The sequence below is a fragment of the Crocosphaera sp. XPORK-15E genome (genome assembly GCF_034931425.1).
Taxonomy (GTDB): domain Bacteria; phylum Cyanobacteriota; class Cyanobacteriia; order Cyanobacteriales; family Microcystaceae; genus UHCC-0190.
In genome coordinates this window covers 122057-139192 of the sequence record NZ_JAYGHQ010000003.1, presented here as the reverse complement: position 1 = coordinate 139192, position 17136 = coordinate 122057, and the positions used below count along the sequence as shown (strand labels likewise).

Sequence of the window (17136 nt, the reverse complement as noted above, 5' to 3'; positions counted from 1 at the left end):
TCTTGAGTAATAATCAATCTCTAAATAATAGTTTGCAAACAGTTACTAATGCCCTTGATTTTCTAATTAGTTAAACTTAAACAATTAAACAAATTGATAACTTATGCTTTCTATAAATAATGGTTTTTTATTTATTCATGTTCCGAAAACAGCAGGCAATAGTATTCAGAATATTTTGCGAAACTATTCTGAGGATAAAATTGTAATTGAGGGAAAACATCAAGACGGTATTGAACGTTTTGAGGTCAGAAATGATAAATATGAAGTCACAAAACATTCCACTTTACAACATTATCAAAACATTTTAGAACCCCATATATATCAAAAACTGTTTAAGTTTTCTACTATCAGAAACCCTTATGATCGTATGATTTCTTGGTACTTTTCTCCTCATCGAGGGGTAACAGATTGGGTGCGACAAGATTTTATTAACTTAGTGGCAGAAGTACCAACTTTGAGAGATTATATCAGTCTTTCCTCTACTTCTTCTCAGGAAATAATTATTAAGCCATTAGGGTTATCAATCAAGTTGAAATCTCCAAAACTAGATCGAGATATCAATTTTTTAATGAGATTTGAATCCCTTGCTCAAGATTTCAAAAAAGTTTGCAAAATGATTAATATCCCCTATGAACCCTTACCCCTTCGTAATCAATCTCAACGGCGGCATTATACAAATTATTTTGATGAGGAACTAAAAGAAATTGTTGACCACAAATTTCGAGAAGAAATAAAATTCGGAGGCTATGAATTTTAATTTTATCCTTTGAAGCCTAGGAATTTTTTAAACTTGACCAAACCTTGCCTTAACTGCCAAAATTTACTGCTTTCCATCCCTTCAATAGTGGCTTGACTCTCATTAAGTTTTTCTTGCAATTGATCAATTTTATCTAACAAAAAAAGTCTATTTTCTTCGCTACGATGTAGTTGACCTTTGATATCTTCTATGGTCACATTTCGTTGCTCAATAACCTGCTGTAATGATTCTTTTTTTGCTTGACTCAGTTGCAGTTGTACGGTAAGTTTTTGTACTTCTTCAAAATGAAGCCTCATTGTATTTTCCAGATGGCGAGTTTGTCTTTGTATATCTTCTCTCTGCTCCTTGATCTGTCCCTGCAGACGATCATATTCTTGCTGGGCTTTTATAACAACGCGATCGCGTGATTCTAAGACTTGCCATAGGGTCTCTAACTGTTGTGTCTCATTCATAACCTAATAACTGATTTGCCCTCCGACAGTTTTCATCATTACTCGCTATGATATATGATTTGGACTCTGTATGACTGGGAAGTAAATTAATTTCGGTTAGTTGCCTCCCTCTTGATGATTGTTCAATGGTATTATCTCCAGTACACTTATCAAACTGATAAAATTTATTGAGAAAGTCGGGATCATAATTGATTTCTAAAGTTTGACAAATTAAGCGAATTTGAGTCTGAGGATCTTGACAGATTTGTTCATAGTGAAAAATGGGATAATGACAAACTGCTTGAGCATAGGCTAAGTAAGCTTCTCCAAAAGATTGAATCTCCAAATTTAAGTGAGGAAATATGCGCGTCATCGACTCATAAACATCTGCCACACGACGGACGATCACCACAGGTAAAGAAGTTAATCCATAATGGGATAAATATAAATCTTGTTCCAATAAGAAACTGGGTGTCAATATATTATTACTAATAGGGTTATCGATAAAGTTGGCCGCTGTCCAGTCACGAATAATTAGATGCTTATTTGATGCTTTGGCTTGAGTGGCCAAAAAATGTATCTGTTGACCATAGGACTTATGGACAAACTCATCTAGCTGATCATCTTTGAGAAGATCAAGCCAATCTTGTGCCTGCTCAGCAATGGGATGTACTGAAGCTAGGGGATTAACTTCAGATAGAATAAGATTGCCCGCTATACTCCCTAAACATCGATTAACTAACGTCCCTCCCGAACGAGGATAAGCATAGATAATAGGAATTTTCATCAATAGGTATCAGAAACTATAACTCAACAGTATTCAGTGATTATCATACCTTATTTAAGAAATTTTGTGACAGGTTATCAGCCCAAAAAGTAGGTGAATATTACAAAAAAATGAGGGGGAAAATCCCTCATTTTTGATTTTTACATTCCCATAATTTCGTAACCCGCATCCACATAAATGATTTGTCCGGTGATCCCACTGGCCAAGTCACTACACAAAAAAGCCGCCGTATTACCCACCTCTAATTGAGTTACTGTCCGTTTCAAAGGGGCCACATTTTCCACATGACGCATCATATCTAAAATGCCCCCTACCGCAGAAGAAGCTAAAGTACGAATAGGCCCCGCAGAAATACCATTCACCCGAATATTATTAGGGCCTAATTCCGCCGCTAAATAGCGCACACTCATCTCTAACCCAGCTTTAGCCACTCCCATCAAATTATAATTAGGAATGACTTTGACACCCCCTACATAAGTCAAAGTGACAATACTGCCGCCTTCAGTCATCAAAGGTTTAGCATATTTAGCCATATTAGCCAAAGAAAAGGTACTAATTTCCAGGGACTGACTAAACGCTTCACGGGAAACCCCACTAAAGTCGCCCCCTAACCCTTCCTTATCTGCAAAAGCCAAACAATGGATTAAAATATCTAACTTTCCCCAAGTATCAGCCACCGCTTGAAAAGTTTCCGCCACCTGGGCCTCATCTTGAACATTACAAGGTACAAAAATGGACGGGTTGAGGGGTTCAACCACATCTCTGACTTTCTTCTCAAAACGTCCTTTTTCATCGGGTAAATAGGTAACACCGAGGTTGGCCCCCGCTTTATGGAGTTGTTGAGCAATTCCCCAAGCGATCGAGCGATTATTAGCAATTCCTGTAACGAGCGCGTTCTTTCCGGTTAAATCTAACATAGTCTTCTGGACAATTGGACAAGTTTTCTAAGCATTATGCCCCCATTATGGAAGATGGGTAGCTATAATCATTGACAGAACGAGGGATGTATCATCCCAATAGGAACATTGTGAAGCAAAACGTAGCAAAAACCCTTGAAGATACGTTAAAGTGTTGTTTCTATCATTAACTTATAGCAGTGTGCAGTTGAATGAGGTATAGTATACGGGTTTCAAAACCATTAACTATAAGGGTTTTACTTCTGACTTCAAACTTCAAACTTCTGACTTCTGCTCTATCACCCCTTGGTGTTTTCAGACCCCTTATTTTTCCGGTGTTATATTAAAGTGTGATGGAAATATCTGTACCACAGGATAAACCCTTAGCAGCCGTTTTTCGCCGCATTGGTGGCGGCCCCTATCCCCCTGTCGTGGAACCCTTTGAACGGGGCAAAACGATCTTTTTCCCTGGTGATCCCGCCGAGAGGGTTTACTTTTTGCTCAAAGGTGCGGTCAAACTCTCCCGTGTCTATGAAGCAGGGGAGGAAATTACCGTGGCCTTATTGAGAGAAAATAGTGTGTTTGGGGTACTTTCCCTAATTACCGGCCAACGCTCAGATCGCTTTTATCATGCGGTGGCCTTTACTCCGGTGGAATTATTATCTGCCCCCATTGAACAAGTAGAGCAGGCCTTAAAAAGTAATCCAGATTTGTCGATTTTAATGCTTCAGGGGTTATCTTCACGGATTTTACAAACAGAAATGATGATTGAAACCCTCGCTCATCGTGATATGGGTTCCCGTTTGGTCAGTTTTCTGTTAATTTTATGTCGGGACTTTGGTGTACCGACTCCTGAAGGGATTCGCGTTGACTTAAAATTGTCTCATCAAGCGATCGCCGAGGCCATTGGTTCTACCCGTGTGACTGTCACTCGTTTGTTGGGAGATTTACGTCAGGAAGAAATGATTTCTATTCATAAGAAAAAAATCACTGTTCATAATCCTGTAGTCCTTAGTCAGCAATTTACCTAACGTTCTTATCAATGTTAAAAGCGAATGACCAGTGCTTATATCCTAATTGCAGCCGTTTTAATCTTAGGAGGCTTGATCGCGGCATTGGGCGATCGCTTAGGCACCAAAGTTGGCAAAGCTCGACTAACCATTGGTAATCTTCGTCCGAAACAAACGGCGATTGTTGTTACTGTCTTGACGGGAGCTTTGATCGCCGCTTCTACCTTTGGAGTTTTATTAACCTTTAGTAAATCTCTCAGAGAAGGACTATTTGAACTTGATGAAATTCAAAAACAATTACGGGTTGCTAAAGCTGATTTAGAAAGGTTTGCCATTGATAAAAAGGATATTCAACAAAAATTACAAGAAGCAAAAACAGAACAAAATACTGCACAAAAAAAATTAAACTCAACCAATCAAAATTTTTCCAAAGCGAGAAAACAACTCAAATCTGTTTCCGATCAAGCTCGAAAATTACGGACAGATATTACAACTTTACTCAAAGAAAAACAAGCCCTACAAAAAAATAAAACTGAACTCGATCAAGAAATTAAAAGCTTACAAATAGAAGTCCGCAAACGAGATGAAGCACTCAAACAGGGAAAGTCCCAAATTGCTTCCCAAACCCGCATTTTAAATGAACGACAAACCCGCCTCAAAAATTTAGAAACCCGTCTCCAAAGTTTAGAGAAGCAACAAAGTACCCTCCAAACAGAAATTGATAACCGAGATAGTCAAATTGTGGAACTCGATCAAGCTATTAATCAGAAAGATATTGTTCTTAAAAATCGAGAATCTCAGTTAGAACAATTAGAAAGAGAATCCGCTTATTTACAAAAACAAGTAGAAATCTTAGAACAATATTATCAAAATTATCAAGATTTAAGAGAAAGACAAATTGCCATTGTTCGTGGTCAAGTTTTAGCCATTGGTTCAGTGCGTATTGTGGTACCAAAAGCAGGTAATCAAGTGGTTGATGAACTGCTCAGACAAGCCAATAGAACGGCGATCCAATTAGTAGGAAAAGAGGACATTAAACCCGATGAAAGAGTGGTTCAAATTACCCAAGCACAAGTAGAACAATTGATTAAACAATTACAAGATGGCAAAGAATATGTTGTTAGAATTATTTCGGCTGGTAATTATGTACAAGGGGAAAAAGAAGTTCGTGTTTTTGCTGATGTTGTTCTCAATCAAAAGATTTTTAGTGAAGGAGAAACCATTGCCACTGTTTCCATAGATTCTTTAGCATTAACGGAAGAAAATGTGCAAAAAAGACTTGATTTATTGTTAGCAGCTACTCAATTTCGCGCTCGTCGTGCGGGGGTTATTGGTAATATTCAAGTAGGAGATGGTCGCTTAAAAACTGTCATTGATTTTATTGAAAGAATAAAACAATCTGAGGAAGGATTAGATGAACTAAAAGCAGTTACTATTGAGGATACAAAGACCCTCGGCCCTCTAAAAATAAGATTAATTGCCATTAAGAATGATGAAATTATGTTTGAAACTGAAAGTGAACAATGAACAAGGAAAAATCATCAATAATCTTAGGATTTGATCCCGGACGCGATAAATGTGGGATAGCAGTAACCGATAATCAAGGTAAACTTTATTATCATGAAGTTATTGAGTCTAACCAAGCAATGAAAACCCTAAATTCCCTATCTCAACAGTTTCCAATTGAATTATTAGTTATGGGTAATCAAACCACATCTAAACAGTGGAAAAAACAATTAGAACAGGAATTTTTACCCTCTATTCCGATTATTATGGTAGATGAACGCAACAGTACCCTAGAAGCCCGCGATCGCTATTGGGAAATGTATCCCCCCAAAGGGTTAACAAGCTTAATTCCTAAAGGAATGCGGGTTCCCCCTCGTCCCGTTGATGATATTGTCGCTATTTTATTAATTGAACGATATTTAACCAACCATTAAACCTAGTAACTCCCTCAATTTTCAAGGTTACAAAACTGACTTTAAAAAATTCGTAATTTCTCCCCAAGCTAAATCAGTTGCTACCGGATCAAATCTATAGCCATCATCTCTCATAAAGGTATGATTCGCTTTATAAGTTATCACTTGATGAGAGACATTAGCTTGTGTGAGAGACTCTATAATTAATTGTCTTCCTTCTTCGGGAATATGGGGATCTTCTGTGCCAAAAATCAATAAAATTTGCCCTATAATCTCACTCATTTTTGCTAAAGAATCCGCTTTTTCTCGGCCCAATTTACCATTATGAATTCCGGTGGGATAAACACAGACGGCGGCTTTTATTTCAGGGTTAAATGCAGCCCGAAACGCCAAATGTCCCCCAATACAAAAGCCCATAGTTCCAATTTTATCAGAGATCACATTTTCCTGTTGACTGAGAAAATTAATCAGAGCATTAGCATCTTGATCAAACTCTGATAATGCAGTTTTTCTAGCTGCTTCATTCCCTTGAATTCTACCTAAATCATTAGGTTCAATAATAGTTCCTATCGGTAATAAACGATGGTAAATTTCAGGGACAGCTACTACATATCCATATCCCGCTAAATGATCAGCTAATCTAGTAATTGGAATACCTAATTGATAGATATCTGAATAGAACAAAATCCCTGGATATTGACCTTCTTTTGCGGGACTAGCAAGGTAAATTCTCATCGCATTATCATCAACAATAATGCTAGTATTTTGCTTTTTTATCTGCATACAATTTTATTTGTCACTGTTAAAACATGGTTGATCAAGTATAGCTAAAACATCATTTAATAATTGTAATTGATGAGACAGTTGAGTCATTTCTACAGATTCTTTATTTTCAGTCAAGATCATAATTTTTTCTGCTTGCTGTTCATATTGACGTAAGCTTAAAAATGCTTGTTCACTAAAACGAGTTAAATACTCTTTTGCTATTTCATTATAACTTATTTTATCATGAGAATTCTGTTGAGATTCTTTTTGTTCTGTTTTAGTTGTTGTTTTATTCAATAAATAACTTGCACCCCCTAAAACTGCTGCCCCCACTGGCCCACCTAATACCCAACCAATTCCTGTGGGGACACCAACGGCAGCAATATCATCAATATCTATAGATTTTTTTTGTACCTTTTCTATTGCTGGTGGTGACATTTTTGGCATTTCAGGAAAACTAATTATTAAAGGGTTTAAGGGTTGGTGTTCAAAAAATTCACAGGCTTTATCAACCCATTCCATAATCATAGTTTTATAAGCTAAAATCTTGCTTTCAAACTCATTCTGGTGCCACTGTTTAAAGTTTCTTTTTTCTAAAGCGAGGGACATTTCTGTTTGATAATTAGTTAATAATTTTGGTAAATATAGCCAACTTTCAAACTCAGATAGACTACGTTGAAATCCTTGTTTAATAATTTTGACAGCTTTTTTTTGAATCTCTATTTTTTGCTGCTCTTTCTCTAATTTTTGAGTAATTATTTGCTGTTTGTTTTCCGTAATAATCTTTAGTTGATTACGTATTTCTACAAGACGAGAAATGCGGAAAGATAAACTTTCTTTTTGAGTTGTGACAATACTTTGTAAAGCTGATTCAAAAATTGATAATCCCGTAGTTTGTGCAGCACAATTATCTCCTTTTAATCTTGCTCTTAAAGCAGGTAAAGCATCAACACGATATAAATTACTAATTCCGGGGGGCAAATTTACACGAAAACTTTCAGCTACAAAACGAAGACGATGATAAACTTCTTTTTGCTCTTCAGACTCTAATAAATTGAGAAAATTAATAACTAAAACTACACTATTAATTCCTCTATTTAGTAACCAATCTCTAAAATTTTCCCTTTCTCCTAATGTCATTAATTTACGCCCATCAACCACTTGAATGATTAAATCTGCTGTTAATAGTTTATCTTTAACTAAATTATCTTGTTTTTCTCGATCATTTGTTCCAGGTAAATCTAGAAATTCTACCCCCATTTTTAATAGGGGATGCTCACAATAAACCTCAACAGACTTTACATCATCTCTCATATATCTTTGATCATTAAGAATGGCATATTTTTTGAGAATGTCTGTGCCTTCTTCACAAATTATTGTGTCATCTATTAAGGTAATTTTTGTTGATAATTTTTCCCCATATTTAACATAAATTGCTGCTCCCGTAGTAGGAATTAAATCAATGGGTAAGGTTTTATTACCTAATAAGGCATTGAGTAAGGTGGATTTTCCATAATTAAATGGGCCAAAAACAGCGATGCGAAATGTGGGATTTTCTAGATAATTACACAAAGATATTATATCTTTTTTTAGGTCAGAAGTTTCTTCAATCTCTAAAATATCCAGGGCTTTTTTAAAGGCATTACTAACTTGTAGAAAATTTTTAGATTGTTCCATTTTTATTACTCATAATCCTGTAGGTGGGCAATGCCCACCTTACTTAATTTATCATCAGGAAGCTGTTGTTAAGAAGTTTTGATAAAGCATCTCAATACTTTGAGATTCACTCTTAACTTCTTGTTCTAATTGTGTCAATCTTTCGATTTCTTTCCCTTGATTAATTTCATGGGATTCCTTTTGTTTGACTAAATTATCTAATTCAGCTTTGCGCGAATTAATATCATCATTTATCCTTTCAGTAATCTGTTTTTCATAGCCATCAAAACACTCTTTAATCGCATCATAAACCTTTGGAGACTGTTCTTGAGCAATTTTAGGTAAATGTTTAATTAACTCTTTTTTAGCCACTTTTACTAATTCTTTACGCCCTTGATCTGCCTGTAACATTCCCACACCAAACCCCAACAAAGCTAACCCAATTGGCCCCAAAACTATTCCTGTTAAAGAAGTAATAATTGCGCCTACACCGAATACAGTAATAAAGTTAAGAATTATGTTTTTCCAATCAAAACCTGCACCGGCCATGGCCACTCCTGCAATATTTCCTCTCGCTAAAGAAAAGATTCCCGCCGCCCATTTTGCCCAACTAGGTGAGTGATCATCTTGAGAAGAACCAGATATATTTTGTAAGGTAGTTCCTGTTAATTTTTCTGTAATTCTATCGGTAATTTTTGTATAAGAGTCACCGTAACTTGTGGCAATTTTAGAGAGCTTTAAAAAAGCAGAATCCATTTCTTTTTCAGCCGTTTTACTCCAGTCAGCTATCCGATCGCTAATATATTTTTCAAAGGCTTGTCTTAATTCTTGTTCAAAGGCTTCCCGTTTTCCACTGGATAAGAAATCAAGGAAATTTAGGTTAGGTTGATAATGGATAAAATCAGACTCAAAAGTATTTCCTAGATTTAATACATAGTCACGAAAAGAATCAGCAATAATTCTGGCTTTCTCATCTCTAATTTCTCTAATTTCTCCTTTAAATTGCTCCTGAATTTGATTCAAAATTTTAAATTCAGGTTCGACTGAATTAATTTGTATTTTTAATTCTTCCACATCTTTTTGTAATAGGGGAATACGACGTTCAACCGCTTCCCTGACATGACTAGATGCTTGTCTTGCTAAGGTTAATGCTTGTCGAAATTCAGCGATCGCTCTTTCTTTTGTTAAAAAAGTATTAAGAGCCATTAAAAAAGCAGAAAATCCCGTATCTTTAAGGGGAGCATCAGGATTTTTTAAACGTTGTCTTAAGGCAGTTAAAGCGGAAATTTCAAATACTCGCTCATCATAGAGATTATAACCATCAATTTGACAATATTCTGCGAGGTTAGCGTGAAAAACTTTTCTTAATTTTCCCTCAGCTTCTGCTAACTCGTCGGGGTCATCTGGATCAATTAAACTTTCCTTAACTTGATCCCAAGCATTAATTAAAAAGAAAATACTTAACCCGCGATCTTTAATATAATTTTCGAGATAACGACGCTCTCCTAAGGTACAAGGTTGAGAAGCTCTCATCACAAACAAAATGGCATGACAATTATTAATATATCCTAAAGATAATTCATTGCGGGCTTCTGTATCATTAAGTCCAGGACTATCGACAATTTCAATCCCTTTTTCTAATAATGGTAAAGGATATTCAACCACCGCATAATCTACTGTCGGGAAGGCTTGTTTTTTTTCCCTTTCTAACTGTTTTGCTTCTGAGGGATCGATGGTATAACGCTCTTTAAAGGTCTTATAATCAATCTTTTGGGGGGATGTTCCATCATTAAAGTAAACTGTTACCTGTTTCTCTTTTCCATAGCGGACAATGGTTAATAAAGCGGTACAAGGATTAACATCACTTGGTAATAAATTTTCCCCAATTAACGCATTCAAAAAGGTACTTTTTCCCCGCTTCATATCTCCCAAAACTAACAGACGAAACACACATTCTCGCAAATTCTTACTGACTTTACTGAGATCTTCAATATCTCGATCAAGTTCTAATTTTCCTGATAGATTTTTTCCCAGAGATTCCCCTTTTTCTAAGGTATCGGCAATTTGAATTAAATGAGAAGAAATCTTAGAACGAACCTGACTAACCCGTTCAAGATCTTGGAGTAAGATAGTTGTTTCAGTGTGAGTCGTCATAAAAAAAGCCTAACTAATGAATAAGAACAAAAATAATCTTTATTTGGCGGGTTTATCGCCTTCTATAAAGAGCTTATAAGAAGCCAAAGAAATAGCACCAATCATGATTCCCAATGCTAACCAAGAAGCAATTCTAATGGCGACAAAAACCGTTACCATTAGTACAAAAAACTTGGCAATTAGCATAATTTTTTTCGGCCAAGCTTTTACTTTTTTGTCCGTTGGCTCATTTTTTTTAGTTTGATAAAGGGGTGGTTCTTGCGCTTGACTTTCTCGGAAAATTTCCATTTCTAACTCTCGTAAGCGCAATTCTTGTTCCTTTTCAATCAGCATTTTTTCTCGCTGATCTAGTGCTGGATTATTTTCGTTATCTATCATTAGAGATGAAGAACCCTATAATTTTTAACGTTGACAAACTTAGGGTTCCCAAAAATTACGGATCAATAACACCAACCCGAAAAAAACTTAATGATTGATTATTCTTAACCCTTAACTGCTTCAGGTTTCGTAACAATTTCCAGAATTTGGTTATGCGCCTCAGAATTAAATAGAGAATCTACGCAAACCTGAGCCACTTTTTGTCGAGGAATACTGCCCTCAAACAGCGTATCCTCGGATGACATCAAAATCGACTCTGAGTTATCTTGATTCTTAAGGCCACCAGGTCGGACAATTGTGTAATTTAAGCCACTGTTTTGAAGGTAAGTTTCTGCCTGTTTTTTCCAAAATAAAACTAACCAAAAAAGATTTAAAGGATGAAAAAATTGAGAAACACAGAGAGAAGAAACTAACACAAACTGCTCAATTCCTTGCGTTTTAGCGATGTTGACCAAGTTTTTTGTACCTTCATAGTCCACCTGATAGGGGCCGCTAGGATTAAGGCTAGGCCTGGCACCAGTAGCACAGAGTAAAACAGTGCAGTCTGCGATCGCCTTTGTGAGACTGTCGGGGTTAAGAACATCACCCACCACTAACTCCGCTTCCGGGGGCAAAATTTGCTTCCCTAAGTCTAAATCACGGACTAAGGCTTTGACAGGAATCTGACGCTTAACTAATTCCTGCACAATGCGCCTTCCCGTTTCTCCTGTTGCTCCTGCGACCAATGCCTTCATTGTCCCACTCCTGATAGTTGATTTAGAATCGATAATGTAACATTTCTTTATTGTATAAAGTTATATTACTTCCATCAGCGTTCAGGAGTTTGATCCACCTACTATCACACCCACAGTCAACCGTAAACTAACTTTCAGGGAATCGTTATGCAGTGTCAATGGCTCAATAATTATCCAAATGACCTTTCTGATGCGTCTTTAGAGCAAATTCAAGGTGAGAGCAGTCTCAAGCAGTCTGAACAACTCGAAGGGACTCCGGTTCACTTTCAGACCCGGTTTATGGGATATATGGAAATGTACAGCGATGCTTCAACGGTGGCCGACTATCTCAATGCTCATCAGGGTTGGTTTTGTCGTTGTGCTGCCCCGATGAAAACTCAAGCCATTGGCAATAACGGTTATATTTTAACAGTGGGACGCTTTGGCTCCTTTGGTTATGAGCTAGAACCCAAAATGGCTGTTGTCTTGGAACCGCCAGAAAATGGGCTTTATTTGATGCACAGTATTCCTATTCCTGATGAACCGAATTTAGGCTATGAAGTGGATTATCAAGCATCCATGACAATCAGAGAAATTCCCTCGGACTTCAGACAGTTTGAATTAGAAAAGGCCTTCAAAAAACACAATATTGCTCAACTACCGGAAAAAATTACCAAAGTTGAATGGCAGTTAGAAATGGATGTGGCGGTTCAATTTCCCAAATTTATTCAGAAGTTACCTTTATCGATGATTCAAAAAACGGGCGATCGCTTATTAACTCAAATTGTCCGTCAAATTTCTCCCCGTCTGACTCATAAGGTACAGCAAGATTTTCATGTAGGACAAAATCTTCCTATCCCCCCAAAAAACAGCCGTCATCTGGAAAAAATTGAAGCAGTTGAGGAAGAAATGGCAGCATAATGTAGTAAAACATATTTTAATTAGGTAGGGGTCAACGGCCGTTGACCCCTACCTTTTCTTGGTGCTTCGCAATAAAGGCACACCCTGCCAGTTTTGTTCGCTACACTAAAAGAACTTATATTTACACTAAAATAACGATTACCTTGAACGATAAAATAACAACTGAAGAAGATTATCAACTGAAGAAACTGCGGGATAATTTACGCCCTGGACAACAACAGTTAGCTGACTGGGAAGGGGGTAAAATGGCGGTTTCTGCGGTACCTGGGGCGGGAAAATCCCATAGTCTTTCTGTGGCCGCTGCAATGACGATCGCCCGTTATCAACTTCATCCGAGAAAACAGTTAATTATTGTTACTTATACCCGTTCCGCAGCAGCAGGAATTAAAGCCAAAATCAAGGAACGTCTCAAAGAATTAAAACGCCCTCAAACGGGTTTTATGGTGCAAACTTTACACGGTTTAGCCCTTAATATTGCCAGTCGTCATCCTGAATTATCTCAACTCAATTTAGATACTTCAACGGTTATTATTCCTACCCCAAGTCATCGAGTAATTAGAACTTGTGTCGAGAAATGGATTAATCTTAATCCTCGTCGCTATCAAATCTTATTAGAAGGGTTTGAATTTGATGGAGAAGAAACGGAAAGATTACGCCGTCAATCTGTTTTAAGAACGGAAGTTTTACCTCAGCTTGCTTATACCATTATTCGAGAGGCGAAAAGTTCAGGACTGACGGCGGAACAAGTGTGGGAATTAAGTCATTTTACCCCAGATAATTATGACATTTTAGCTATTGCTGCGGGGTTATATGAACAATATCAAATTGTCATGCGATCGCTGGATTTTATTGATTATGATGACATGATTTTGGGGGCATTAAATGTCTTAAATAATGCCCAAATTCGTCAAATGTGGCAACAACAAGTCTTTGCTGTTTTTGAAGATGAAGCGCAGGATTCTAGTCCCTTACAAGAAAAATTAATATCTGTTTTAGCTGCTCAGGAAAACAACTTAAATGATGAGCCTAATTTAATTCGGGTAGGTGATCCTAATCAAGCGATTAATTCAACCTTTACTCCTGCTGATCCTGTCTATTTTAATTGGTTCTGTGAAACCTGCAAAAACCAAGATAAATTGGCGGTTATGAACCAAGCGGGCCGTAGTAGTCTGATTATTATTGAGGCGGCTAATTTTGTGTTACAGTGGGTTAATAAACAATGGAAACTTGATGAATTAAAACGAAAAGAAAACCATTTAATAGAAACATCTCAAGAAACAAAAAAAGAGGTAATTCCCTTTCGGTTACAAAATATAAAACCTGTAGATAAAAGTGATCCTCAACCTAATGCAAATCCTGATCCAGTAGGGGAAGGATTAGAACTTTATCAACCGGATGATATTTATCACACTGTTGACTTAATTCGTCAAAGAGTCATCGAATTATTAACCAAAAATCCTGAGCATAATGCAGCTATTTTAGTCAGAGAAAATCGTCAAGGTCGTTTCATTGCAGAAAGTTTAAAAGAACTGTATAAAGACCATAAAATTAGGGTTTATGAGGTAGGAGAATCAGAAAGATTTTCGCAAATTCCCCAAGAAATTTTAAAGCTACTGCAATTTATGGAACGACCCCATTCTCCTGATTATTTAAAAAGTGCCTTAGAAATTTTACAAAAACGGGGTTTAATTGACACCCAAGATTTGAATGCTTTGTCTACTTATCCCGAAAATTTTCTTTATCCTACGCCTCTAATTCCTGAACAAAAAAAACAAGTTTTAGAAGCTCGTAAATACTGTTGTAATTTGCTGCAAGCAAAATTAGAATTACCAGATTATCAACTCATTCCCTTTTTAGGAATGACCTTAAAATATACAGGTGCAGAATTAGCCACAGTCCAAAAACTTTCCGAGAGAATTGCTCAAGAATTAATCGGCAAAAATTCCCTAAAAACAATTATTAATACTCTTAAAAATATTGTTAATTCAGAACAGTTTGAAGGAGTGGAAGAAGATAATGATGATCGCTATACAAGGGCCAATCAAGTTACAATTATTACGATGCACAAATCCAAAGGATTAGATTGGGATTATGTCTTTCTTCCCTTCCTTCATGAAGATGTCTTACCTGGTAAACCTTGGGTTCCCGTTTCCTCTCAATTTTTGGGTAACTTTACCTTAGGAGAAGTGTCTCGCGCTCAAATTCGTGCTGCTGTTCATAGTCAATATATTAACCCAGAAGAAACCCCGAATATTCCCCAACCTTTAGACGCATGGGAAGAAGCACAACAGCTAAAAAAAGCAGAAGAATTTCGTCTTCTTTATGTCGCAATGACCAGAGCAAAACGTCTTTTGTGGATGTCTGCGGCCAAACAAGGGCCTTTTCGTTGGAGTGTTTTTAAAGGTGATGGAACAGTAAATTTACAAGCTAAAATTCCTTGTCCTATTTTACCAATATTAATGGAACGATTTACGCAATCAGTTATAGAATATTTATTCTAAGTTACATTGTGGGCGCAGGTTGCTTGCGCCCCTACAGTGGTGTAAGGTGGGCAATGCCCACCCTAGGTTTAAGCTTGCCAATTAGCCCAATCTTGCGGTTTTAAGAACACCTCATATAATTCAGCTTCGGGGGTATTTGCTTCCGGTTGGTAACAGTATTCCCAACGAACTAAGGGGGGTAAAGACATTAAAATTGACTCAGTGCGTCCATTAGTTTGTAAGCCAAAAATAGTACCGCGATCGTATACTAAATTAAACTCAACATAACGGCCCCGTCGATACAATTGGAATTGTCTTTCTCTGTCTCCATATTCAAGATTACGGCGTTTTTCAACAATAGGAAGATAGGCCGGTAAAAATGATCGTCCACAGTCATTAACAAAGGCAAATAAATCTTCCCAAGTACGGGGTTCTGAAGCCGTAAGTTGGTTACTATAGATAGCAGCTTCTTTATCAGGATGAGGGCCACGATATAAGGGGTCATTACCATCTTGATAATCAAAGAAAATACCGCCAACCCCGCGCATTTCTTGACGATGTTTCAGATAGAAATATTCATCACACCAAGGCTTAAAAACAGGATAATACTCAGGATGATGGCGATCGCAAGCTTGTTTAAGGGTTTGATGAAAATGGGCGGCATCTTCAGCAAAGGGGTAATAAGGGGTTAAATCAATACCTCCCCCAAACCACCAAACAGGCCCCGCTTCAAAATAGCGATAATTGAGGTGAACGGTTGGAATATAGGGGTTACGGGGATGGAGTACCATAGAAGTTCCCGTCGCATAGAAACCGTGTCCCGCAGCTTCAGGACGTTGTTTTAAAATCGAAGGAGGTAATTCTTGTCCCCAAACCTCAGAGAAATTTACCCCACCTTGTTCTAACAAATTACCGTCTCTGAGAACGCGAGAACGGCCGCCTCCCCCTTCTTCTCGTTCCCAACTATCTTCTTGAAATTTATTACCTCCATCTGCTGCTTCTAACCCGTTGCAGATTTCATCCTGGAGGGTTTTCATAAACTGACTCACCCGTGTTTTTGCATCAGCAGGGGGAACAGAAGCGGTCTGAGGGGTAGTAAGATTGGTTGTTAAGGGGGTCATAATCTCGATTTAAGTCTTGTAAAAAGATAGAACCATACAGTGACCAGTCACAAAGTTCTCTTTAATCAATCTACGGCTTGCTTGAGTCTTTAAGCTAGACTTCAAAATGTATCTTAATATTCCAAGACTCTCACGCGGTTCTACCCGTTGGAGTGTCAAAATGATAAACTTGCCGGAGCATTCTTGCGGGAGGCAGATTATGATTCTCAATTTTTCGTTAAAGTTAATTTTTGCTAAAGGTAAATTGTTATGCAGTTTTTCCCTTTATAAGCGATACCGCGCCATGAGTACAGCCCCTGCGGATGTACTTTGGCACAAATTGATCGATTTAGCGGATGTTTCTTGGCATCCTCTATTCTCCAAAACCAATCTTCCCTTGGGACTCATTGCTAAACCGGGCCTGATTTATCAAGTTGTGACCCGTTTAACCCCTATTCCCATTCGTTTGTTTGTGGAAAATGTCCGTCCTGGAGAGTTATTAAGTCTTCGGGTGTTGACTATTCCTGGGATTGAACAAAAGATTACTTATCACGTAGAATCGACCCTATGCGGCACTTATATCTCTTATTCTGTTACCCTCAGAGGCTGGTTATCTCCGTTGATCTGGTGGCTGATTAAACCCTATTCTGCCCGTGTTGCCACAGAATTAGCTAATGCAGCCGAACGGTTACTGGCTTAGTTTTCGTCTTCTTTGTCTTTTAGGCGTTCTCGTAAGCGATGTAAATGGTTGATAGTATCCACAGGAAATCTAGGAGATGGTAGTTCGTTATTGGGCCAACCTGATAAGTCAAAACAGGTACAAACAGAGTTAGTCACACCAGCAACGGCCATAGGAATGGGTAACTCACATCTGGGACAGTCGATAATATCCCAAGCGGGACTTAAGAGTTGTTGAATGGTTTGTTCTGTCCCTTCTAAATAGCAGTCAGCATCAGTAAAAAGGATTTTTTGCCAACATTGTTCAAATTCTGGGGAATAATTATTGCCTTCAAAAATTGTCGTCGGACGCAGGGTTTCTTGTCGTTTCGGAAAAATTACCCCTTTACCCAATTGAAACCAATGGGCCAGATATTTTTTAACCTGTTCTTGGGATGCCATATTCATAAAATTCTCCTAGATCACTCACCTGATCCCATGCTAACGTTTAC

General features: G+C 37.6%; 17 protein-coding genes. 7 read left to right on the top strand and 10 right to left on the bottom strand.

Annotation, left to right across the window (positions count from 1 at the left end; all coding sequences use genetic code 11):
• Positions 1 to 103 precede the first annotated feature (103 nt).
• Positions 104 to 757, top strand: a complete 654-nt coding sequence (locus tag VB691_RS03585) for a sulfotransferase family 2 domain-containing protein (protein ID WP_323290087.1) — start codon at positions 104 to 106, stop codon at positions 755 to 757.
• Between the two features lie 2 nt (positions 758 to 759).
• Here the strand turns inward: VB691_RS03585 and VB691_RS03580 are convergent, their stop codons facing one another.
• The 3 genes from VB691_RS03580 to fabI all read right to left on the bottom strand — a co-directional run bounded on the left by VB691_RS03580 (position 760) and on the right by fabI (position 2892).
• Complete coding sequence (locus VB691_RS03580) at positions 760 to 1209, bottom strand: hypothetical protein (protein ID WP_323290086.1); 450 nt, start codon at positions 1207 to 1209, stop codon at positions 760 to 762.
• Positions 1202 to 1975: a sulfotransferase family protein gene (locus VB691_RS03575; protein WP_323290085.1), complete on the bottom strand. Its 774-nt coding sequence runs from the start codon at positions 1973 to 1975 to the stop codon at positions 1202 to 1204. Before VB691_RS03575 ends, VB691_RS03580 begins: the two co-directional genes overlap by 8 nt.
• A 140-nt stretch (positions 1976 to 2115) precedes the next feature.
• Positions 2116 to 2892, bottom strand: coding sequence for an enoyl-ACP reductase FabI (gene fabI / locus VB691_RS03570; RefSeq protein ID WP_323290084.1), 777 nt, complete (start codon positions 2890 to 2892; stop codon positions 2116 to 2118).
• A 332-nt stretch (positions 2893 to 3224) separates the two neighbouring features.
• On the opposite strand from fabI, the gene ntcA reads away from it, so the two are divergent.
• The 3 genes from ntcA to VB691_RS03555 are packed head-to-tail and all read left to right on the top strand — an operon-like array spanning position 3225 to position 5821.
• Positions 3225 to 3902, top strand: a complete 678-nt coding sequence (gene ntcA, locus VB691_RS03565) for a global nitrogen regulator NtcA (protein ID WP_323290083.1) — start codon at positions 3225 to 3227, stop codon at positions 3900 to 3902.
• 24 nt (positions 3903 to 3926) lie between these two features.
• Complete coding sequence (locus VB691_RS03560) at positions 3927 to 5408, top strand: DUF3084 domain-containing protein (protein ID WP_323290082.1); 1482 nt, start codon at positions 3927 to 3929, stop codon at positions 5406 to 5408.
• Positions 5405 to 5821 carry a pre-16S rRNA-processing nuclease YqgF gene (locus VB691_RS03555; RefSeq protein ID WP_323290081.1) on the top strand — a complete coding sequence of 139 codons (417 nt, stop codon included), beginning with the start codon at positions 5405 to 5407 and terminating at the stop codon, positions 5819 to 5821. The genes VB691_RS03560 and VB691_RS03555 overlap by 4 nt, the downstream gene beginning before the upstream one ends.
• Positions 5822 to 5848: 27 nt before the next feature.
• Here the strand turns inward: VB691_RS03555 and VB691_RS03550 are convergent, their stop codons facing one another.
• The 5 genes from VB691_RS03550 to VB691_RS03530 form a co-directional block, all read right to left on the bottom strand.
• A complete protein-coding gene (locus VB691_RS03550) occupies positions 5849 to 6583 on the bottom strand; it encodes a dienelactone hydrolase family protein (RefSeq protein WP_323290080.1) in 735 nt (244 codons plus the stop codon).
• A 6-nt stretch (positions 6584 to 6589) separates the two neighbouring features.
• The gene (locus tag VB691_RS03545) at positions 6590 to 8242 is read right to left on the bottom strand and encodes a dynamin family protein (RefSeq protein ID WP_323290079.1); all 1653 of its coding nucleotides are present in this window, start codon (positions 8240 to 8242) and stop codon (positions 6590 to 6592) included.
• A 54-nt stretch (positions 8243 to 8296) separates the two neighbouring features.
• Positions 8297 to 10375 (bottom strand): dynamin family protein, encoded by a 2079-nt coding sequence (locus VB691_RS03540; RefSeq protein ID WP_323290078.1) that lies wholly within the window; start codon positions 10373 to 10375, stop codon positions 8297 to 8299.
• 39 nt (positions 10376 to 10414) lie between these two features.
• Positions 10415 to 10753: a hypothetical protein gene (locus VB691_RS03535; protein ID WP_323290077.1), complete on the bottom strand. Its 339-nt coding sequence runs from the start codon at positions 10751 to 10753 to the stop codon at positions 10415 to 10417.
• Positions 10754 to 10857: 104 nt separating this feature from the next.
• Complete coding sequence (locus VB691_RS03530) at positions 10858 to 11487, bottom strand: SDR family oxidoreductase (protein ID WP_323290076.1); 630 nt, start codon at positions 11485 to 11487, stop codon at positions 10858 to 10860.
• Positions 11488 to 11634: 147 nt separating this feature from the next.
• On the opposite strand from VB691_RS03530, the gene VB691_RS03525 reads away from it, so the two are divergent.
• Both VB691_RS03525 and VB691_RS03520 read left to right on the top strand, forming a co-directional pair.
• Complete coding sequence (locus VB691_RS03525; protein WP_323290075.1) at positions 11635 to 12387, top strand: DUF1997 domain-containing protein; 753 nt, start codon at positions 11635 to 11637, stop codon at positions 12385 to 12387.
• Between the two features lie 143 nt (positions 12388 to 12530).
• Positions 12531 to 14888: an ATP-dependent helicase gene (locus tag VB691_RS03520; RefSeq protein WP_323290074.1), complete on the top strand. Its 2358-nt coding sequence runs from the start codon at positions 12531 to 12533 to the stop codon at positions 14886 to 14888.
• Positions 14889 to 14956: 68 nt separating this feature from the next.
• Here the strand turns inward: VB691_RS03520 and hemF are convergent, their stop codons facing one another.
• Positions 14957 to 15988 carry an oxygen-dependent coproporphyrinogen oxidase gene (gene hemF / locus VB691_RS03515; protein ID WP_323290073.1) on the bottom strand — a complete coding sequence of 344 codons (1032 nt, stop codon included), beginning with the start codon at positions 15986 to 15988 and terminating at the stop codon, positions 14957 to 14959.
• Positions 15989 to 16187: 199 nt separating this feature from the next.
• On the opposite strand from hemF, the gene VB691_RS03510 reads away from it, so the two are divergent.
• Positions 16188 to 16667, top strand: a complete 480-nt coding sequence (locus VB691_RS03510; protein WP_323290072.1) for an SRPBCC family protein — start codon at positions 16188 to 16190, stop codon at positions 16665 to 16667.
• On the opposite strand, the gene VB691_RS03505 is transcribed toward VB691_RS03510, so the two are convergent.
• Entirely contained in the window at positions 16664 to 17092 is a 429-nt protein-coding gene (locus VB691_RS03505; RefSeq protein ID WP_323290071.1) for a hypothetical protein, read from the bottom strand. The two genes, VB691_RS03510 and VB691_RS03505, sit on opposite strands and share 4 nt — an antisense overlap.
• Positions 17093 to 17136: the final 44 nt, after the last annotated feature.